This window comes from Sulfurimonas sp. HSL3-1 (genome assembly GCF_039645995.1).
Taxonomy (GTDB): Bacteria; Campylobacterota; Campylobacteria; order Campylobacterales; family Sulfurimonadaceae; genus Thiomicrolovo; species Thiomicrolovo diazotrophicus.
Map to the genome: position 1 here is coordinate 2,052,701 of NZ_CP147920.1, position 19,984 is coordinate 2,072,684.

Consider the following 19,984-nt stretch of genomic DNA (forward strand, 5'->3'; position numbering starts at 1 on the left):
ACCCTTTGAGCGGATCTGCCCGTGTTCGGGCGCCGCCACCCTTAGCAACGGGACGGCGGCCTGCCATATTTATCCGCAATTGTAGCATTTTTGGATAAAATCGCTCTCAATTGACTAGGGCGCCGGGAAGGGGATATCCCCCCGAATTCCGGCATGCCCGCAGGAGCAACCAATGGCTAATAAGCTGAGCGTCGGTGCCATCCGAAAGGCCAAAGGCGGGACACCGCTGATGATGATCACCGCCTACGACGCCCTCTTCGCACGCCTTTTCGACCCCATTGCCGACATTCTCCTCGTGGGGGATTCGCTCAATATGAGTTTCGCCGGGAAACCCGACACCCTCAGCGCCACGCTCGAGCAGATGATCTACCACACCAAAGCCGTCTGCAGCGGCGCGCCGGACACCTTTGTCATCTGCGATATGCCCTTTGGCACCTATACGACGGCCGAGCGCGCCCTGGACAACGCGATTGCCGTTTACCAGCAGAGCGGGGCCGACGCCGTCAAGATCGAGGGAGGCCGGGACAAAGCCGACATTATCGCCCACCTCACGGCCAACGGCATCGCCGTCTGCGGCCACATCGGCCTGCTGCCCCAGGCGGTGCGCGGCGAGGGGGGCTACAAGGTCAAAGGCAAAGACGAGGCCAATGCCCTCTCCCTGATCGAGGATGCCAAAGCCGTCGAAGCCGCCGGCGCCTTCTGCATGGTCGTCGAAGGGGTCAAAGCCGACGTCGCGACGCGGATCGCGGAAGCGGTCTCCGTCCCGGTCATCGGCATCGGCGCCGGCAGCGGCGTCGACGGGCAGGTGCTCGTCTTCTCCGACATGCTCGGCCTCTACGAGCCCTTCGTGCCTAAGTTCGTCAAGCAGTACATGCAGGGTGCCGAGGCGGTCAAAACGGCGGTCACGCAGTACAAGGAGGAGGTCGCCGCACGCACCTTTCCGGCAGAGGAGCATACGTATTGATCGCTAAAACCGTGTCCGTACTCATCTTGGGGATACTGTCCTCCGGCTGTTCCAGTGAAATGCGCTACGACATGGCGCATGACATCGCCAAACAGAACTGCCGTAATATCACCAACCCCGACGAGCGGCGCGCATGCGAGGCGCAGCACGACCAGCCCTATCAAGAGTACAAAGCTACGGAACAATATCCGGTGGGACAGTAACGATGGAACGTATCGTCGAAATCGAAAAATTCAGCGCCGAGGAAACGGTGGAAACCTCCCTGCGGCCAGAGGGGTGGGGCGATTATATCGGCCAGGAGCAGATCAAGAAGAATCTCGGCGTCTTTATCGAGGCGAGCAAAAAGCGGGGCGAAGCGCTGGACCACACCCTCTTCTTCGGCCCTCCGGGTCTGGGGAAAACGACCCTGGCGCTGATCATCGCTAACGAGATGGGCAGCAGCATCAAGGTCACCGCCGCCCCGATGATCGAAAAGAGCGGCGACCTGGCCGCCATCCTGACCAACCTCGAAGAGGGGGACATCCTCTTTATCGACGAGATCCACCGCCTCTCCCCTGCCGTCGAGGAGATCCTCTACCCCAGCATGGAGGATTTCCGCCTCGACATCATCATCGGCAGCGGCCCCGCGGCCCAGACGGTGAAGATCGACCTTCCCCGCTTCACCCTGATCGGCGCGACGACGCGGGCGGGGATGCTCTCGAACCCCCTGCGCGACCGCTTCGGCATGAACTTCCGCATGAACTTCTACCACCCCGAGGAGCTCTCCCGCATCATCATGCAGGCCGCGGAGAAACTGGGCAAACCGATCAAGCACGACGCCGCGCTGGAGATCGCCCGCCGCTCCCGGGGAACGCCGCGGATCGCTCTGCGGCTGCTGCGCCGGGTCCGGGACTTTGCCGATGTCGCCGACGAAGCGACCATCACGCATGAACGCACCGTCTACGCCCTCAACGAACTGGGCATCAACGCCCACGGCTTCGACGAGATGGACCTGCGGCTGCTGGAGCTGCTGGTCCAGGCCAAAGGACGGGCCATGGGGCTCAGCACCATCGCCGCGGCGCTGAGCGAGGATGAGGGGACCATCGAGGATGTCCTGGAACCCTACCTGCTCGCCAACGGCTACCTGGAGCGTACCGCCAGGGGACGCGTCGCCACCCCCAAGTGCTACGACGTGCTCCGGCTCACCCCGCCCGCGGAACAGAGCGGGCTCTTTTAGGAGGTACAGCGTGAAACCGCAGACGATCTTCGCCATCCTTCTCGCGGCATCACTCTACTGGATGTACCTGCTCTACAGCCCCTACCTGATGAGTATCCTGATCGCTTCGCTGCTGGCAGTCTCGACCTTTTCGTTCAAACGGCGTCTGCGGGAGTGGACCGGCTCAGTCTTCGCGGCATCAGCCCTCTCCACCCTGATGATGGCCCTGCTCTTTTTCGCCCCTTTGGGCTATTTTCTCGCCAAGATCACTATCTATCTGCAGCACTTTGACCCCACAACCCTCGAATCGGTCATGGACTACCTACAGGAGCTCATAGAACGCGCGCCGGGGTTCTCCGGCCACTCCAAGTCCTACGTCTCGAACTTTATCGCCTCGTATGATCCGGCCGAACTGACCAAGAAGGCCCTCGCCTACGCCGGGACCATCGGCAGCATCAGCGCGTCGTTCGTCAAGAACGCCTTTATGATTATCGTCTTCTACTTCTTCGCCCACCTCTACGGGCAGCGGCTGGCGGGCTATTTCAAACACATCATCAACCTTCCGCCCGATGATGCCCGCCTGCTGGGCTCGGAGGTCTCTTCGGTCATGAGCATCGTCTTCTACTCCATTCTGCTCACGGCGGCGCTGGAGGGGGCCCTTTTCGGGATCGCCGTCAGTTTCATGGGCTACAACGGGCTGCTTTTCGGCATCCTCTTCGGATTTGCTTCCCTCATCCCCGTGGTCGGCGGCGCCCTGATGTGGGTCCCCTTCTCCCTTTACGAGCTCTCCCTCGGCGATGTGGGCAGCGCCGTGTTCATCGCGCTGTACACGATCCTGGTCATCTCCGTCATCGCCGACACCTTTATCAAACCCGTCATTATCAAAAGCATCGACAGCCGCCTCTCCACGACCGAGAGCAAGCGTAACGAACTGATCATCTTCTTTGCCATTATCGCCGGTCTGACGAGCTTCGGTTTCTGGGGCATGATCCTCGGCCCCGCCATCACCGCCTTCTTCATGGCGCTGCTGACGCTGATGGAGCGGAAAAACGCCCTTGCCGACACGATAGCGAAAGCCGACTGACGATCGCGCGGGGATCACATCCGTCCCCGTCGCAAAACAGATCGGCGGCGTTTACTCGACGATGCACTCCGCCTCGACACGACGGTTACGTGCCCGTCCCTCCTCCGAGGCGTTGTCCGCCACCGGTTCGCGCATACCTCTGCCTTGTGCAACAATGCGCTTCTGATCGATCCCCGCCTTCACCAGCACTGTTTTGACGGCTTCCGCACGGCGCGCGGAAAGCCTCTGATTATAGGCGGGCGTACCCGCGTCATCCGTATACCCTTTCAATATGACCTTAGAGGCGGGGTTCTCATTCAAAAAGCGCACCAAAGCACGTATCTGTGTTTCTTGTGCTTCGGAGACCTTCGCAGAATCAAAGGGAAAATGCACGACCCGCGCCATCGTCAGCGGACACCCCTGCGCATCCACCCGGACGCCGCGCTTCGTGCCGCTACAGTGATCTTCCGTATCGAGCACCCCGTCATCATCGCTGTCCCTCTCCGGCGGTTTGTCGGCGGCGGCCGGTTCCGGAACGGGGACCGGTTCGATCGCCTCCGGCTCCGGTGCAGTTTCGCTGGAGTGCACGGCGCTCTGCGCGTCACCGACGCCGAACAGATAACTCACGCCGATCATCCCCAGCCATCCCGTTTCATTTGCATCCAGATTGAACCGTTTTTTCGCTTCCACGACGAGCTGCCATGAATCATTCAGGGGAAATTTGCACCCGAGGCCCGGCAGCACCTGCCACTGGTCCCGTCCGGTGACACCGCTGATGGTGCGATACCCTACGGCCAGCGAGAGGTAGGGCTTCACGGCGCCGGACTCCGGGAAAAGATCATAATCGATGCCGGCCATATAATCCGTCACGTTGACACGCCCGTGTCCGGGAAGATCATAGGCGGCATTGAAAGCCGCCGACAGCTCGGCGACCGCCGACCAGTTACCGTAAAAGCGATAGGCGGCGCGCACGCCCATGCCGGGGAACAGATCCTCTAGCGGATCGTTCTTCGCCTCCTGGTAGAGCGCGGCCCCCATGAACCCGATCTCGACCTTTTTCAAAGCGTCCGGGGCGGTATCTTGCACGCCTTCACATTCCGCGAGTAGCGCCGCCCCCGCGAAGAGCACGAAAAAGAGTCCCACAGTTGACATGATCTTTGCCATCATCACCCCCTTTTCTGAAGCACGTTTTTTGAGGCTTGTGTTGCGGTGAAGCCTCCCGCCGTCGTTCTAGGCTAGGCACCCGGATAGGATGCTTCGAGCCCCCCGTACAATTCATCGGGCGTCATATCGCCCTTCTCTTCCCAGAGCCGCTTCATCACGACGTTGTCCTCTTCCCCGTTCCAGATCTTCACGTAGTGCCCCTCTTTGTAACCGTGGTCCTGGCGGAACCGGTTGAGGATGTTCTTGCCGACGTAGAGGCGGTAGAGTGAAGTAAGATCAAGATTGCTCATCCGCACGAGTTCGAAGAAATCCGCCAACAGCTTGGTCAGGTCGGGCTTGCCCTCAAGGGCGTCTTTCATCACCGATTCCACCTGGGCCATCACCAGACGTTCGACGGCGAACCCTTCCGCGTCATCGTTAAGCATCTCGTAAAAGGGCATGATCGCGATCGCCCTCGCCGCGTCATCGAGACTGCCGAGATCGCGCTGCTTGTACTCCTGCAGCACCAGGCTCATGACGAAGTGCCAGACATCGACGACCTCGATCTGCAGGTTCGCCCAGTCGGGGTCGGCGGCGATGTTTTTCCAGTGCTTCCATGCGAATGAATCGATCATCTCCGCGCACTCCATGTAGATGCAGCGCTTCCAGTTGATCGCCTTGCCGTTCTTCGTCGTACCCGCTTCCCAGTCTGCTCCGTTCGTGGCATCGTTAAGCTGCTGTTGCAGCTGCAGCATCTGTAAAGCTCTGTTCATGGGTACGCTCCGTGTTTTTGACGATATTCTACCGGGAATTGCTTTGAGCCACCCTTCCCTTAGAAGGGCCCAACTAACCCTGCGATAAAAGTTTCTTATTTATGCACCGGTGGGATAATGGAAGCATGGTCCTGCGGACCGGAAGGAGTCTGTCATGCCCCCCGCACCCTTTACCATCGCTGCCGTTCAGGCCGAACCCGTCTTTCTGGATCCGGAGAGGAGCATAGCCAAAGCGTGCCGTTTTGTCACCGAAGCGGCAGAGAAAGGGGCGAAGCTCGTCGTCTTTCCCGAGGCGTTCATTGCGGGCTATCCCGACTGGATCTGGCAGGTCCCTCCGGGCAATATGACCCTCAACCAGTCCCTGTACGCCCGTTTCCTCGATGCGGCCGTCACCCTCCCCTCCGCAGAGGTGCAGATCCTCTGTGACGCAGCGGCGGCGGCGCAGGTCCACATCGCGATCGGCATCAATGAGCGCAGCAGCAGCGGCGGTTCCGTCTACAACACCCTGCTCTTTATCGGACCGGAGGGGCGCGTACTCGGACACCATCAGAAACTCGTACCGACCCTCGCGGAACGCACGGCATGGGCCTTCGGCGACCCCGCGACCCTGGAGGTATACGAGACGCCCATCGGCAGGCTCGGCGGGCTTATCTGCTGGGAGAACTACATGCCCCTCGTGCGTCAAAGCCTTTACGAGCGGGGCATTTCCCTCTATGCCGCACCGACCTACGACGAGGGGAGCGCCTGGCAGGCGAGCATGCGCCATATCGGCAAAGAGGGGCGCGTCTACATTGCCGGATGCTGCATGGTGCTGCGCAAGCAGAGCGTACTTGACGCCCTCCCCGAGCTTGAGCCCTATTACCGCGAAAGCGGCGAATGGATCAACAGCGGCAACAGCATGATCGCCGGTCCGAACGGCGAAGTGCTCGCCGAGCCACTCTACCAAAAAGAGGGGATCCTCTACGCCGAAATCAACCCCATGCGCCAGAAAGGGGCGAAATGGAACCTCGACGTCGCAGGCCACTACGCGCGCCCCGACGCCTTCAGGCTGGAGAGGGATTTTCTGAAAGGGGTGATGCCTAAGAAGGGGGAGTAGCTTCCCAGATGAGCTTCTTTCCGAAACCGAGCCGGTTGTCGGTCAGTTTCATCCAGGAGGGCTCCAACCGCCACAGTGTGGGACGCATCACTTTGGCATAGGGGAAACGTGCAAAGTAGCAGCGCGCGTCCGCCGCGTCGCCGATAACGATCCGGCCGCGGCACTGCAGCCCCCGGATCTTTCCGACCGTATCCGTTTCCAATGCGATGCCTGCCGCCACCGAAGGATTCGCTTTCATCTGGGCAGTATGCTCCGTCTCCTCAGACGAGGCGAATACGAAGCAGTTGCGCGCATCGTCATACGCGTAAAAAAGCGGTGTGGCGTAGGGAATGCCGTCGCGGCTCGTGGCGAGGGTCAGGACATGATGTCCCCGCACAAAGTCGGCGATGGTGTCAAGAGCGGAGCGCATCGCGACGCCCCGGGAAGAGAGGTAATAGCATAGAGGGATTATAGCGCGAAAATGCGCCGCATCCCTCAGGCGCAGCGTATCAGATTAACGTACCAGTCGTCGCGCATATAGCCGCGGCCGGGGATCAGAGAGAGCTGCATCGTCCCGTCGCAGCAGTGAACCTCGCTGATCAGCTCTTCTGGAACCTCGAGCTCTTCGCAGAGGTACTCTACCGCGACTTCGTCGCTGTCGATATCGGGCCAGCCCCAACCGTTTTCCAGATGATGGATTTCAAAGGTCGTCTCTTTCATTGCTCACTCCGGATGCAAGATGGCGCAATGATAATGACGTTTCATCTCCTCCTTGTTACGGCAACGTCTCATTTCCATTTCATAACGCTGCCTTCATTCATGCAAAAAGCGTTCCACAAGCCCCGTCAGCGGTTCGGCCGCCGCCACAGCGCCCATCTGGAGGAAGTCGGAGACGAAGGCGTCGATGTTCTGTTCGAAGGAGCCGAACATCGTCACGTACTCCTCGCGGCGGGGATTGACGAGCACGGAGTGTTCGAATTCCCGGGCAATGGGGACAATGTCTATCACCTGCCCGCTGGTGCCGATGGCGACGAAGAACTCCGCATCGTTCACCGCTTCATAGATCCGGCGGTACATCGGCGCGCTTTCGCCGAACATGACAACGTTGTGGCGGACGGCGGCGCTTTCGCAGCGCGGGCAGCAGTCGTCTTCCGTCTGCCCGGCATAGCCGATATCCCAAAGATGCCCGCAGCTTTCGCACCGTAGATCCCGCAGGGTGCCGTGCAGGTGGATCACCTCGTCGCACCCCGCCCGCTCCAGCAGATCATCGACGTTCTGCGTCAGGTTCCAGATCTGTCCGGGGTAGCGCCGCTGCAGTGCGGCGATGGCCCGGTGCATCGCATTGGGCGCTTTGTCCGCCAGATCGTGACGGCGGGCGTTGTAGAAACGGGTCACCAGTTCCCGGTCCGCTTCCCACCCCTCGGTCGAGCAGACCTGCATGACGTCGTACTCCTCCCACATCCCGTCGTGGTCGCGGAAGGTCCGCAGACCGCTCTCGGCGCTGAGGCCGGCACCGCTGAGGATCATCACTTTTTTCATAGCCGCTCCTTCGGTAACGCTATCGGGGAAAACGCCCCGGTGCATTTCGTCAGGATACCATGTCAGCCGTAAACGGAATCGTGCGCCGACACCCGCACGGCTCAGCGGCGCTCGGCGAGACGGGGCGCCATCATCTCCATCTGCATTTTGATCTTGTAGGTCAGCGGTTTCAGACTGCTGACCTCGGCATAACCGACCGCTTTATAGGCACGGTTCACTTCCTCAAAATAGGCTTTGTATGCCTCGAGGTACTCCAGCAGAGGCGCTTCCATCTCCTCGTCGAGGTAGAGTTCCGAGATGGTGACGCTGACTTGGGTCCACGCCGTATCGAACGCTTTGGCCAGTCGCGCATCCGGCTGCTTGACAAAACGCCCCTTGACGCGGCTGAGCTCCCGCCAGCCGTGCAGCAGTTCCCGCAGTCCGATACTGCCCAGGCGTCTGTTGAATTCACCCAGACCGCCGAGCAGCCGGCGGTAGTGCTGATGGAGCTCCGGCGCGCTCTTCTGCAGCTGCATGCCGATGCCCCGCACCGTCTCCTTGTAGGTATCCAGATCGCTGAGAAGCGTTTTGCGCTCCTGCTCCGGCAGGCCCAGCGTGAGCACTTCCGCCCGGATGCGGGCAAGGCCCTGCTCCTGCCCCTTTATCAACGCGTATTCGCCGCGCTTGGTGATCGCGCTGGCGTCGCTGGCATTCTCCTTGAACTGCTTCAGCAGTCCCATCCGCTGCGACGCCTTCTCGTGCGCATCCGTCTCGAACAGCCCGGCCTTCAGACCCGCGAACATACAAACCGAAAGGAAAAGAACTTTCATCATGCCTCACACACCCCCGTGGAGGCGCGACAGAGCGCCCCCGTTTTTTCCGCGAAGTGTAGACAAAAGAGATTACGGTCCCGTTACAGACCCGGTATCGGCTAGAAAGCGCGCAGTGCCCCTTCCAGCCTTGCAAGCGCCGCGTCCATCGTCGGTGTCGGTACGGCGAAGTTGAGGCGCATGAAACCGCTCCCTTCCCTGCCGAACGAAATGCCCGGGCTCAATCCGAGGCGTGCCTCGCCGATAAAGAACTCCCGCAGAGCTTTGTCGGAGCCAAATCCCATCTTCCGACAATCCAGCCAGGCGAGGTAGGTCCCCTCCGGCGGCCGGAAAGCGATCTGCTCGTAGCGTCCCAGCAGCTCTGAGAGCTTGTCGATGTTCCCCTGCAGGTGTACCAGCAGCCCCTCCAGCCACGCTTCGCCCTCCCGGTAGGCCGCTTCGAAGCCGGCATGGCCGAAGACGGTCCCCTGGGCGAAATGGATCGTGTCGTAGACCGCTTTGAACTCCGCCCGCATCGCGGCATCCGTCATCGCAACGGTCGAGATCGCCAGTCCCGCGACGTTAAAACTCTTCCCCGGGCCGATCGCGGTCAGTGTGATCGCGCGGACGGCCTCTCCCAGGGCGATAAAGGGGGTATGACGATGGCCGGCAAACAGCAGGTCCGAATGGATCTCGTCGGCAAAGACCCTGATGCCGTGGCGCAGGCAAAGTGCCGCCAAAGCTTCGAGCTCCGCGCGCTCCCAGACGCGGCCGACGGGGTTGTGGGGGGAACAGAGCAGCAGGAGTTTCGTCTTCGGTGTGATCTGCTTCTCAAGCCCCTCCAGGTCAAAACGGTAAATTCCCTCCGCATCCTGCCGCAGGGGGTTGGAGAGCACTTTGCGCCCGCTGTGCCGGATCGTGCTGACAAAGGGGGGATAGATCGGGGGCTGGACGACGACCTCATCGCCCGGCGCGGTAAAGGCGGCAATGGCGGCAGAGATGGAGGCGACGACGGAGTGCGAATACAGGAGGTCCTCCGGTTCAAGCGTCACCCCGTGACGGTGCGCCATCCAGCTGCACTGCGCTTCAAAGGCGCTGCGGGGCATCTCCTCGTAGCCGTACACGGGGTGTTCCGCCCGTTTCATCACGGCATCGCGGACACACAGAGGAGTCTCGATATCCATGTCGGCCACCCACATCGGCAGGACGTCTTCCGTCCCGAAGAGCTTTTGGCGCAGGGCGTATTTTTCGGCGTTGCCGCCGCTGCGCTCCGCGACGCGGTCAAAGATTGACATCGCTGCGGTCGACCTTTGCCTGCGTGTCGCACTGCTGCACCAGCCATGCGATCAGTGCGGTTTTAAATTCGGAGATCCCCTCGCTCCACCCTTCCATCGCGCTTCGTACATCCGAAACAGCGCTCTTGTGCCGGTAGGCGAAGGTCTTCTGCGCCAGGATACGCCGGCTGTACTGGTCGACGAGAACGGCATAAAGCATCAGCTCCGTTTCGCCCGCCCCCGTTTCGCCGATCGTCTGCAGCATCTGTTCGATGCGCACTTCAAGCAGCCAGTCGTTCTTGGCCAGGGATTTGTACGGCACGACCCCGACGAAGAGGCCGCTCTCAATCACGCTCTTTTCGATCATCTGCTGGATCTGCTGCACTGGGGACTGTTCCCAGCGTGCCTGCGTATAGCGGTAGAAGCGGTGGTCCGACCCGGCGTAATGGATCGCGGTCCCCCCCAGCCACTGCGGGGCTTCGATGAGGGCGATGCGGATCACGCGCTCCCGGCACCCCTCCGCACTGCTCACGACGATTTGCGCCCCGTCGTTGAGCCGGTAGCTCTGTACCGGCGGCGCTTCGCGCGTCAGGCTGCATCCGCTGACCAGCAGCGCCATCAGGACTCCCGTTATCCATTTCATCTCGCTTCTCCCGGTCCCACCTGCGGCGGTTGATGTTCAAAGAGCATATCCGAAGGGTTTTCGCCGTAGCGCAGCAGCATCTGGTTAAGCAGGGTCAGGCTCTGCTCCATCTGGCGCATCGTCACTTCGAACTGCGCCATGCCCGGCCCCATCGTCTCTTTGATACTGTAATCACCGTTCTTGTTCCGGGCATTGATCACCTCCAGCGTCTCGGCCATGGAGTCAAAACTCTCCTGCAAAGAAGCCAGGGAGACCTTGACCTGTCCCATGGCGGCGTCGCTGCTCTGCAGCAGCTTCGGGAGTGAGGACGTCCGGGCATCGAGCGCCGTCGCCAGTTTCCCGACATTCCGAACGGTCTCGTCCAGATGCGCGAACCGCGCCTTGGTCAACCCGGTGTCAATCTTTTCTACGATATTGGCACTGTGGTACAGCAGCCGGGTCAACTCCTCCTGGTTCTGTTCGCCGATCAGCTCCTTCAGGCGCAACAGGAGCTCTGAAATGTTCTCGGATGCCGACCCAAAGGTGCGTTCCAGGGTGACAAAAAAGGAGGGTTCGAAGGGGATCGTCGGCACGGCGTCCTCCTCTTTGGATCTGAGCAGCGGGGCGGCCTCGCTCCCGCGGCTCAGGTCCACGTAGCTCAGCCCCGTAATGCCCTGCGACTTGAGCTTGGCGATCGTATCCGTTTTCACCGGGGTCGTCTTCCACACATCGATGATGACCTCGATCTTCTCGATATTTTTGGGACTGATGCGGATGGCACTGACTTTCCCGACCGTTACGCCGCGAAACTTGACGGGGGAATCGACATTGAGCCCCGACACGGACTCGCCGAACTCGATACGGTAGCTCTGCAGCTCATCTTTTTTCGCCGGCTGAAGCATCCAGATCACAAAAAAAGCCATCAGCGCCAGCGACAGTAGCACAAAGATGCCGACGACCGTCTCGTTCGTTTTGGCGTTCACGACACGTCACCTCCAAAAAATGTACGGATAAACGGACTCGGCACCTCTTTGACCTCCGACAGCGTCCCCTCGGCGGCGATGCGCCGCTCGTCGATAATCGCCATCCGGTCGAGGGTCGTCTCGATCGAGGCGAGGTCGTGGGTGACCATTACTACGGTTAATTGTAGCATGTCCCGCAGCCGCATGATCAGGGCGTCAAACTCCCGGGCCGAAACGGGGTCCAGCCCCGAGGTCGGTTCGTCCAGAAAAAGCAGCGGCGGGTCCAGCGCCAGTGCCCGGGCCAGGGCCACCTTCTTTTTCATCCCCCCGCTGAGCTGAGAGGGGTAGAGCTTCCCCTCGTTGGGCGTAAGCCCGACGATGTCCAGTTTGAAGGCGACGATCTCGTCGATCAGCGCGGCCGGGAGCGCTGTGTACTCCTTGAGCATCACGGCAATGTTTTCGGCCACGTTCAGCGAGGTGAAAAGGGCATTGGACTGGAACAGCACCCCCCATCGGCGCCGCAGCGTCTGTGCCGCGTCGAAAGAGAGCGTATCAAGCGGTTCGCCGAAAAGGCGGATAGTCCCGCTCTGGATCGGCTCAAGAAGGATGATCTCGCGCATCAGCGTCGATTTGCCGCAGCCGCTGGGGCCGAGAAAACCGTAGATCTCCCCGGCATTGACGTGCAGCGACACCCCGTCATGTACCAGGCGCTCTCCGAAGCGCGTCACGACGTTATTGACCTCTATGACCGCCGCCATCTCAGAACCCCAGCTTCGTAAAGACGATCGAGAAGAGCGCATCGCAGATGATCACGGCAAAAATCGCCTCGACGACGCTTTTGGTCGTATTGATCCCGATACTCTCCGTATCGTTTTTCACCTTCAGACCGCGGTAGATCCCGATGGAGGCGATAAGCACGGCAAAGAAAGGCCCCTTCACCAGCCCGACCCAGAAGTGTTTGAGCGCCACCGCCTCGGTAAAGCGGTCCATAAAAAGCGTCACCGAGAGCCCCAGCTCCGTATGCGCGATCAGCATGCCGCCGAGCATGCCGAACCCGTCAGCGAAGAAGATAAGGATCGGCATCATGATGATCAGGGCGAAGAGGCGCGGCAGGACCAAAAAGGCATAGGGATCGAATCCCATGGTCCGCATCGCGTCGATCTCCTCGGTCATCTTCATCACCCCGATCTGCGCGGCGTAGGAGGAGCCGCTGCGTCCGGCGACGACAATGGCGGTCAGCATGGGGGCGAGTTCGCGCAGTATCGAGATGCCCAGCGCATCGACAATGAAGATGTTGGCGCCGTAGGTTTTAAGCTGTACCGCCGACTGGTACGCGACGACGACGCCGACAAGGAACATCGTCAGTGCGATGATGCCCAGGGCCTTGATGGCACTTTCCATGATCTGGTAGCCCGTCTCTTTGTAGCGGAACCCTACTTTGCGCGAAAGCAGGTGCAATAGCGCCAGGAACGTCCGGCCGATGAAGGCAACGATGCCCGCACCGTTGGCCGCCACCTCCGCCGCGTTCCTTCCCGTCTGCGCCAGGAGCCCGGGGACGGGGACGGCAAAATCGGTATCGGGGTGGCCGTAGCGCTGTGTCATTGCCAGCACCCGTTCGGTCTGGGCGTCCGCTCCCTGCACCACCACGACGTTGCCGCCCTCTTCCAGGCCGCGCCGGAGCCGCTGCAGCAGCAGGGCCCCCGCCGTGTCGATCTGTTCGATCGCCGAAAGTTCAAGGAGCACCTCGTACTCCTTCAGACGGGCCAGCTCCCCGCTGATCGCCCCGGCGGCCGCATCAAGCGTCATGGCGTGCCACGGGCCGCTGCAGTGTACCGTCATCCCGCGTTCGGTCTTTTCGATCTGCAGCTGCGCCATGGCTCCTACCCCTCGTTCCACTCCTGCGCGTGCAGGGTAAAACCGTTTTGCTCGTTCCTAACGATAGCATAGCGAAGATTACAGGCAAATGCGGCGGGATTGAAGTAGTGCACGCCCTCCACGTCGAAACTCTTCCCCTGGTGGTAGTGCCCCTCAATGAAAACATCGACGTCTCGCAGCGCCAGCGGGGCGAGATGGGCCCGCACGAACGCCTCGTACTCCGTCATCGTATGGCAGTGGTTCTTCCGGTCCAGGTAGGCCTCGAGCTTCGCGATGATCCCGTTGCCGGTCAGACGGTTGATGACGCCCAGCAGACGCAGCACCGCACCGTTTCGGATCAGCGCCGTATAGATCCGGTAGGAGAGCGGCTGGTTGAAATCGCCGTGGGCCAACAGCACGGCACGATCTTCGCAACGGCAGGCAAAGGGCTGGCGCGACAACGGCACGACGGTAGCTTCGGGGAAGAGCGCGGCAAGGTTGTAGTCGTGATTGCCTTCGAGGTAGAGGACGGGAATGCGCCGGCTGATGCGCTGCAGCACGGCAACGGCTTCGGCGTTCATCGCATGGGTCACCTTGATCTGCCCGAACAGCAGATCGAAGATATCCCCCATCAGTAGCAGCTGCGGAACCTTCACGGTGCCTGCATCCACCGCCAGCAGAAGCGAGAGCAGTTGCGGACGTGTTTCGGAGTAGTGGGCGTCGCTGATCAGCAGGGCGCCGGGCAGGATCTCATAGGGGTCACGGGACATAGGCGATGATCGGGATGCCCGTGTTCTCTTCCAGTCCCATCATCAGGTTCGCGTTGGCGACGGCCTGGGAAGAGGAGCCGCGGACGATGTTGTCCACACTGCTGTTGACATAGAGCTTCTTCCCGCGCACTTTGGCGTAGATGTCGCAGAAATTCGTCCCCGAACAGGCTTTGATATCGACCGGGTTTTCAAAGATGCGCACAAAGGGTTCATCGGCATAATACGCCTTCAGGACAGCAATCGGATCGATCTCCTCTTTGAGCAGGGCATAGGCGTCGATCAGCTCGCCGCGGGTCGCCGGGATCAGGTGCGGAACAAAGTTGATGTCGAAATCTTTTCCGCTGTCGAGGAGAAGCTTTTCACGGATCTCCGGTTCGTGGCGGTGTTCGAAGGGTTTGTACGCAAAGATATTCTCGTTGATCGAGACAAAATGGGTACTGGTCGTGCACTTCTTGCCCGCACCGCTCACACCGCTCTTTGCATCGATGAACACCGGAAAATCTTCATCAATGTATTTCGTAAAGGGGAGCAGGCCGAGAATCGATGCCGTCGGGTAGCACCCCGGGTTCGCGACCAGCCGCGCGGATCTGATCGCCTCGCGGTTGAGCTCGGGCAGGCCGTAGACGGCATGCTCAAGGTTCTCAGGGTCGATATGGGGCACATAGTGCGCCTCGTAGGTCTCGCGCTTCAGGCGGTAATCCGCGGAGAGATCAACGACCTTGACCCCCAGGGCCATCAGCTCTTTGACGAACCCCATCGCAGTCATATGCGGCAGAGCGAGGAACGCCAGCTCGCAGGAAGCGGCAACGGCCGCGGCATCCGCTTTGTGCACATCGCACTCAAAGATCCCCTGCATCGCCGGGTGCAGCTCGGTCAGACGCATCCCCCCTTCGCTGGTGGCCACGTATGCCAGTTCAAAGCGGGGATGCCCGGCCAGAATTTTGACCAGTTCCAGGCCGGTGTAGCCGCTGGCCCCGATAACGGCGACGTTAATCATGGCACTCAAAGATGATCTCCTGGTATTTGACTTCGATGACCTCGAACTCTTTCGTCCCGCCGGGCAGCTTGGCTTTGAGCTCGTCGCCCTCCTCTTTGCCCAGCAGCTGCTTGGCCAGAGGGGAAGCAAAAGAGATCAGCCCCAGCTCGGGGTTGCTTTCGCAGCCGCCGACGATGGTATAGGTCATCTCCTCGTCCGTCTCCATATCGCACAGCACGACCGTCGAGCCGAAACTGACGCGGCTGTGTTCCAGGGTAGAGGGGTCGACGAGCTGCGCATTGCCCAGCATCTCGGCCAGCTCGCCCAGACGGTCGTCGATCTGCCCCTGGCGCTCCTTGGCGGCATGGTACTCCGCGTTCTCCTTCAAGTCCCCCAGCGCCACGGCCTCTTCGATCGCCTTGACGATCTCCGGGCGTTCGACCGTTTTAAGATGGTTCAGCTCCGCTTGCAGTTTTTCGTATCCGAAGCGGGTCATCGGTTGTGGCTGGCTCAAAATCATTCCTCGTTTTTAGAGGAATTATAGCGCACATCGGTCCCCCTTGCCAGAACAAGCGCGCGGCACGAAACGGCAGGTTAATCGTTTTTTGTCTACTATTTTGTTTTCAAGCGTATCCAAAACGTCCAACAAACGGTCCCTACCCGACCCCAATATACCGGAGCTATTATCATGAAACTTTCCCGTAGAGACGCCCTGAAACTCGGAGGAACCTTTGCAGCCGCTATGGCGGTCGGCGGTACCGCTGAAGCCGCCGAAGCGACCCCGAAAGCCACCGCTGCCGACAGCCAGGCCCCGCTGCCAACCCCCAAAGGCCCCCGTGTCGTCGTTGTCGGCGGCGGCTGGTCGGGACTCAGCATGGCAAAGTACACCAAACTTTTCGCCCCCACGGCCGAGGTCGTGCTCGTGGAGCAGCGCGACGTTTTCATCTCCTGCCCCGTCAGTAATATGTGGCTGGTGGACAAGGTCGACCTGGAGTTTATCACCCACGACTACTACCAGGCGGCCCAGCACCACGGCTACTCCTACTTTCATGCGGCAGCGACGGGCGTGGACAAAGCAAACAACACGCTGCATACGACGCGGGGCGATATCGCCTACGACTACCTGGTCCTTGCCCCAGGCATCGACTACGACTACTCCTTCTGGACCGATGACCCTGCCGTGGAGAACCGCCTTCGCCAGGAGTACCCGGCGGCGTTCCGTCCCGGCTCGGAGCATATGACGCTCAAGCGCAAGATCCACAATTTCAAGGGGGGAACCTTCCTCCTCACCGTCCCCGGCGGGAACTACCGCTGCCTGCCCGCCCCCTACGAGCGCGCCTGCCTGATCGCGGACTATTTCAAGCACAATGGGATCAAGGGCAAGGTGCTCCTGCTGGACGAGAACAACGACATCACGATCAAAGCCCACGGTTTTCATACGGCGTTCGAGGAGCTCTACAAGGAGTACATCGTCTACGAACCCAACGCCGTCATCGAGGCGATCGACCTTGACAAGAAGCAGGTCAAAACGGAATTCGATACCTTCGCCTTCGACGACGCCTCTTTCTACCCCCATGTCCGGGGCGGTCGGCTTCTCGAGGTGTGCGGGGTCGCCAAAGACACCGTCTATAACCGGCTCGAGGGGGATATCGACCCGATGACTTACGAGGTCCGCGGCCATCCCAACATCTACGTCACCGGTGACGCCCGCCCCACGGGCTTCTCCAAATCGGGGAACACTTCGCTCAGCGAAGGGCAGAACGTCGCGAAAATGCTCGCCGCGAAGATCAACAAACAGGCCCCCCTCAAATGGATGTCGCCGGTGACGCTCTGCATCTCCGCCGTGTCCGCCTTTCCCGAACACGGTATCTTTATCCACTCAGAGTACGCCTATAACCCGAAACACAAGCAGTTCGAGTTCGCCACCCCGGTCACCGATGAGCACTGGAAAGGGAAAGAGGGGCTGGAGAACGCCCAGAACATCTACGGCTGGGCTAAAGCCTGCTACATCGATATGTTCGGGGCCGCCAAGAGCTGACGCTCAGGCAAACGGTCCCCAACGGCCGCCACATCGGTGAGGGTATCTTTCCCCCTACCCCAGCAGACGCATCATGACCGTCACCGTCACCATGCTGCCGAGCAGGGTGGCAAACACCAGCTTTGAGGCGAGCGCAACGTCGCAGCCGTAGCGCTTGGCGAAGGCGACGCTCAGCATGGCTGAAGGCATGGCGGACTCAATGACCAGCACCTGGAGCTGCCACGCTTCAAGCGCGACATAGTGGGCCGGCAGCGCGATAAGGAGGGGAGAGGCGACCAGCTTCAGGACAAGCACGGCGGCAGCGATACCGGCGATCTCCCTGAGGCGGTCGAAGCCGAGTGAGACCCCAACAAGCAGGGTGACTAGCAGCGTATTGGCCTTGGCGACAATCTGCACCGCATCAAAGAGCGGCAAGACCGCCATGCCGGTCACGGGCAATCCGGCAACGCTCCACGCGCTGCCCGCTGCAATGGCGATAAAGATCGGCGAGCGGAAAAAGGCCAGCGCCCCGGCCCCGCCGGATCCCGACGCTTTTTTGCCGCCGTAGTGCATGGCGATCATCGCTCCCAGCGTGAACAGCGGCAATCCCACCCCCAGTTCCGAGACCAGCGACGCTTCGGCCATCGCCTCCGCGTTTTTCCCAAAAAGCTCCGCCACCAATGCATACCCCAGGAGTGTAGAACTGCCGAAAACGGCCGCAAGGATAAAACTGCCCGTTTTCGGCGCGGAAAGGCCCATCACGCTGCTGACACCCCACGCCAGCATGAAAAGAAGCATTTCCCCCGCCATCATCAGTCCCGTGACGAGCAGATATTTCCATTCCAACGCGGCATGCGAAAGTGCATAAAAGATCAGAGCCGGCAGGGTCAGTTGCGTGATGAGGGAGGCGAACAGCGTGCCGTGATCGGGGCTAAACATGCCCGAACGGCGCAAGTAAGCGACGAGCAGAATGATACAGGTGAGCACCAGCATCGAGCTCAACGTGTGCACATAAATATCCATGATGCCCCTCCGCGTGCCTCAGGCGATATAGGTCTCGAAAGACATGGCCGACAGATCGTACCTGATGACGCGATGCGCCCCGCTCTCGGCGATATAGAGGCTGCACCCCTGCTTGCACAATCCTGCGGGTTCGTTCAGATCGGCCATCAGTGTCATCATCCGGCCGCTTTGAGGGTCATAGACCTTGAGCTTGCCGTTATAGGTATCGGCGATGAAGAGGCGCCCGCCGCCGCAGCCGTCCCCGATCCGTCCGCAGGCGATGCCCTGGGGGTGCTGCAGCAAGATCGGATCGCTGTCCGAATCCCCCCAAATGAACAGTCCCTCACCCACAGCAGTCTGCACGTGACCGTTCTCGATAGAACGCAGGGCGGAGCTCTCCGCGTCGACGAACCAGAGCGTACCGTCGTCGCAGCGCGTCAGGCCCATCGGCTGGGCCAGCTGCGCCGCCTCCCCCGCCCCGTCACGCAGCGCCTCGAAACGGTTGCCGAAGGTCTGAAGCGGCTGCAGCGTCTCTTTGTCGTAGACCGTGACGGTGTGCGCCCCCGCCTCGGCGATCGTGATCGTCTTCTCTTCCACAAGCAGGGCCGAGGGGGAGCGCAGCTGCTCGAACAGGACCGTTCGTTCCTCGGTGCGCAGATCGATGCGGCAGACGCTGCCGCCGGCGCGGTCGGCGATATAGAGCATCCCCTCCGAGAGGGCCAGTGCCGCGGGGGTCCGAAAGGGGGTAAACCGGCGGACAAGCTGCCCGGCCGCGTTGTATTCGCGCACATCCCCGCCCCCGCTGTTGGCTATGAACGTTTGTTCACACCGTACCAACACGGCTTCGGGAAAGCGCAGCGGGCCCGGCAGCGCCGGACTTTCGGCCGCGCACTCCCGCGGGAGCAGGCCCAGCTTCCGAAGCGCCAGGTCGATGGCGACGCCCTGCGCCTCCCCCCGGAACGTCGCCGCAATATACCCCTCCGCATTGACCAGTACCATCGTCGGCCACGCCTTGACCGCGTATTGATCGACCAGAGCACCCTCCGGGTCGTTCAGGACGGGGTAGCTGATCCCCAGCCGCGCGACGGCGGCACGGATGGCTTCGGCATCTTTCTCATGGGCGAATTTTCCGCTGTGCACCCCGATGACCTGCAAAGTGTCGCCGTAACGGGCCTGCAGCCGTATGAGCATCGGGAGGTTGTTCATGCAGTTGATGCAGCCGAAGGTGAAAAAGTCGAGCAGGACGGCCCGGGGACGCAGCTCGCGCAGCAGGTGCGGCCCGCCGGCGATCCACTCGCCGCGGTCGAGCTCGGGGGCGCGGACACTCATTTTGAACCGATGAGCCGCCGTACCGCCAGCGAGCACATGGTCAGACCGAAGGCGGCGGTCACCCCCATGAAACTCCCCTTGACCTTCACCCGCGGCGGTTCGCTGCTGAAGATGACGGGGTATTTCTTGCTGAAACGGCGCTTTTTGAGCTCGTAGCGCAGCTTGGAGGCAAAGCGGTCGCCGTGGGCCGTCCAGATGGTCCCCACCTCGATTTTCGTGGGGTCCAGCCGTTTCGCGGAGCCCGTCGCGCTGATCAGCTTCTTGTAGCACTTCTGCGCCAGGGCCAGTTTGGCCTTCGTATCGTCGATGGCGTCGAGCACAAGGTCGTAAGGCTCGAAGTCGAAGGCTTCCACCCACGCCTCGTCGATGCGCGTTTCGATCACGGCGATCTGAGGATAGTGGGCCTGCAGCGCCTGGACTTTCGACTCGCCGAGGTGGTGTTCGCTCCAGAGCTGGCGGTTCTGGTTGCTCTCGTCATAGGTGTCGAAATCGACGATGGTGATGTCATTCACCCCCGAACGGATCAGGCAGTCCAGGCAGAAGCTGCCGACACCGCCGACGCCCAGCAGCAGCAGTTTTGCTCCCTGCAGCTTCTCAAAATCCTCTCCCAGGAGCATGCGGGAACGTTCATAGCGCAC

Annotated in this window: 23 protein-coding genes; 6 read left to right on the forward strand and 17 right to left on the reverse strand. The window is 60.9% G+C overall.

The genetic code is table 11. The features are described 5' to 3' along the window. The first annotated feature begins 172 nt into the window (after nucleotides 1–172). Genes panB through WCY31_RS10540 form a run of 4 tightly spaced genes read left to right on the forward strand, consistent with a single transcriptional unit; the run spans nucleotide 173 to nucleotide 3,243 of the window. Entirely contained in the window at nucleotides 173–964 is a 792-nt protein-coding gene (gene panB / locus WCY31_RS10525; protein WP_345972342.1) for a 3-methyl-2-oxobutanoate hydroxymethyltransferase, read from the forward strand. Next, nucleotides 961–1,167 (forward strand): hypothetical protein, encoded by a 207-nt coding sequence (locus tag WCY31_RS10530; protein WP_345969772.1) that lies wholly within the window; start codon nucleotides 961–963, stop codon nucleotides 1,165–1,167. The genes panB and WCY31_RS10530 overlap by 4 nt, the downstream gene beginning before the upstream one ends. Before the next feature lie 2 nt (nucleotides 1,168–1,169). Next, on the forward strand, nucleotides 1,170–2,180 hold the full coding sequence (ruvB, locus tag WCY31_RS10535; protein ID WP_345969773.1) for a Holliday junction branch migration DNA helicase RuvB: 1,011 nt from the start codon (nucleotides 1,170–1,172) through the stop codon (nucleotides 2,178–2,180). 10 nt (nucleotides 2,181–2,190) lie between these two features. Next, nucleotides 2,191–3,243, forward strand: a complete 1,053-nt coding sequence (locus WCY31_RS10540) for an AI-2E family transporter (RefSeq protein WP_345972343.1) — start codon at nucleotides 2,191–2,193, stop codon at nucleotides 3,241–3,243. A gap of 51 nt (nucleotides 3,244–3,294) precedes the next feature. Here WCY31_RS10540 and WCY31_RS10545 read toward each other — a convergent pair whose 3' ends face one another. Then, nucleotides 3,295–4,389, reverse strand: coding sequence for an OmpA family protein (locus WCY31_RS10545; RefSeq protein WP_345972344.1), 1,095 nt, complete (start codon nucleotides 4,387–4,389; stop codon nucleotides 3,295–3,297). Nucleotides 4,390–4,457: 68 nt separating this feature from the next. Further along, nucleotides 4,458–5,138 carry a dUTP diphosphatase gene (locus WCY31_RS10550; protein WP_345969776.1) on the reverse strand — a complete coding sequence of 227 codons (681 nt, stop codon included), beginning with the start codon at nucleotides 5,136–5,138 and terminating at the stop codon, nucleotides 4,458–4,460. Nucleotides 5,139–5,292: 154 nt separating this feature from the next. Here WCY31_RS10550 and WCY31_RS10555 point away from each other — a divergent pair, with 154 nt between their 5' ends. Beyond that, nucleotides 5,293–6,234 (forward strand): carbon-nitrogen hydrolase family protein, encoded by a 942-nt coding sequence (locus WCY31_RS10555; protein ID WP_345972345.1) that lies wholly within the window; start codon nucleotides 5,293–5,295, stop codon nucleotides 6,232–6,234. Here the strand turns inward: WCY31_RS10555 and WCY31_RS10560 are convergent. The 12 genes from WCY31_RS10560 to greA form a co-directional block, all read right to left on the reverse strand. Then, entirely contained in the window at nucleotides 6,218–6,643 is a 426-nt protein-coding gene (locus WCY31_RS10560) for a pyridoxamine 5'-phosphate oxidase family protein (RefSeq protein WP_345972347.1), read from the reverse strand. The genes WCY31_RS10555 and WCY31_RS10560 overlap by 17 nt on opposite strands. A gap of 65 nt (nucleotides 6,644–6,708) precedes the next feature. Continuing rightward, the gene (locus WCY31_RS10565; protein WP_345969779.1) at nucleotides 6,709–6,933 is read right to left on the reverse strand and encodes a hypothetical protein; all 225 of its coding nucleotides are present in this window, start codon (nucleotides 6,931–6,933) and stop codon (nucleotides 6,709–6,711) included. Nucleotides 6,934–7,026: 93 nt separating this feature from the next. Then, entirely contained in the window at nucleotides 7,027–7,752 is a 726-nt protein-coding gene (locus WCY31_RS10570; RefSeq protein WP_345972348.1) for an SIR2 family NAD-dependent protein deacylase, read from the reverse strand. A gap of 101 nt (nucleotides 7,753–7,853) precedes the next feature. After that, a complete protein-coding gene (locus WCY31_RS10575) occupies nucleotides 7,854–8,564 on the reverse strand; it encodes a hypothetical protein (protein ID WP_345972349.1) in 711 nt (236 codons plus the stop codon). Between the two features lie 98 nt (nucleotides 8,565–8,662). Continuing rightward, nucleotides 8,663–9,835: a PatB family C-S lyase gene (locus tag WCY31_RS10580; protein WP_345972350.1), complete on the reverse strand. Its 1,173-nt coding sequence runs from the start codon at nucleotides 9,833–9,835 to the stop codon at nucleotides 8,663–8,665. Beyond that, nucleotides 9,822–10,457, reverse strand: a complete 636-nt coding sequence (locus WCY31_RS10585) for an ABC-type transport auxiliary lipoprotein family protein (protein ID WP_345972351.1) — start codon at nucleotides 10,455–10,457, stop codon at nucleotides 9,822–9,824. The genes WCY31_RS10580 and WCY31_RS10585 overlap by 14 nt, the downstream gene beginning before the upstream one ends. Next, on the reverse strand, nucleotides 10,454–11,419 hold the full coding sequence (locus WCY31_RS10590; protein ID WP_345972352.1) for an MlaD family protein: 966 nt from the start codon (nucleotides 11,417–11,419) through the stop codon (nucleotides 10,454–10,456). Before WCY31_RS10590 ends, WCY31_RS10585 begins: the two co-directional genes overlap by 4 nt. Continuing rightward, on the reverse strand, nucleotides 11,416–12,156 hold the full coding sequence (locus tag WCY31_RS10595; RefSeq protein WP_345972353.1) for an ABC transporter ATP-binding protein: 741 nt from the start codon (nucleotides 12,154–12,156) through the stop codon (nucleotides 11,416–11,418). The genes WCY31_RS10590 and WCY31_RS10595 overlap by 4 nt, the downstream gene beginning before the upstream one ends. A gap of 1 nt (nucleotide 12,157) precedes the next feature. After that, on the reverse strand, nucleotides 12,158–13,273 hold the full coding sequence (locus WCY31_RS10600) for an ABC transporter permease (RefSeq protein ID WP_345972354.1): 1,116 nt from the start codon (nucleotides 13,271–13,273) through the stop codon (nucleotides 12,158–12,160). 5 nt (nucleotides 13,274–13,278) lie between these two features. Next, on the reverse strand, nucleotides 13,279–14,022 hold the full coding sequence (locus WCY31_RS10605; RefSeq protein WP_345972355.1) for a UDP-2,3-diacylglucosamine diphosphatase: 744 nt from the start codon (nucleotides 14,020–14,022) through the stop codon (nucleotides 13,279–13,281). Continuing rightward, nucleotides 14,012–15,019 (reverse strand): N-acetyl-gamma-glutamyl-phosphate reductase, encoded by a 1,008-nt coding sequence (argC, locus tag WCY31_RS10610; RefSeq protein WP_345973781.1) that lies wholly within the window; start codon nucleotides 15,017–15,019, stop codon nucleotides 14,012–14,014. Before argC ends, WCY31_RS10605 begins: the two co-directional genes overlap by 11 nt. After that, complete coding sequence (greA, locus tag WCY31_RS10615) at nucleotides 15,012–15,494, reverse strand: transcription elongation factor GreA (RefSeq protein WP_231021239.1); 483 nt, start codon at nucleotides 15,492–15,494, stop codon at nucleotides 15,012–15,014. Before greA ends, argC begins: the two co-directional genes overlap by 8 nt. A 192-nt stretch (nucleotides 15,495–15,686) precedes the next feature. Here greA and WCY31_RS10620 point away from each other — a divergent pair, with 192 nt between their 5' ends. Continuing rightward, entirely contained in the window at nucleotides 15,687–17,036 is a 1,350-nt protein-coding gene (locus WCY31_RS10620) for an FAD-dependent oxidoreductase (RefSeq protein ID WP_345972356.1), read from the forward strand. Nucleotides 17,037–17,090: 54 nt separating this feature from the next. Here WCY31_RS10620 and WCY31_RS10625 read toward each other — a convergent pair whose 3' ends face one another. The 3 genes from WCY31_RS10625 to WCY31_RS10635 are packed head-to-tail and all read right to left on the reverse strand — an operon-like array spanning nucleotide 17,091 to nucleotide 19,984. After that, nucleotides 17,091–18,038, reverse strand: a complete 948-nt coding sequence (locus WCY31_RS10625) for an AEC family transporter (RefSeq protein ID WP_345972357.1) — start codon at nucleotides 18,036–18,038, stop codon at nucleotides 17,091–17,093. Nucleotides 18,039–18,056: 18 nt separating this feature from the next. Further along, entirely contained in the window at nucleotides 18,057–19,346 is a 1,290-nt protein-coding gene (locus tag WCY31_RS10630) for a thioredoxin-like domain-containing protein (protein ID WP_345972358.1), read from the reverse strand. Next, nucleotides 19,343–19,984, reverse strand: coding sequence for a tRNA threonylcarbamoyladenosine dehydratase (locus WCY31_RS10635; RefSeq protein ID WP_345972359.1), 642 nt, complete (start codon nucleotides 19,982–19,984; stop codon nucleotides 19,343–19,345). Before WCY31_RS10635 ends, WCY31_RS10630 begins: the two co-directional genes overlap by 4 nt.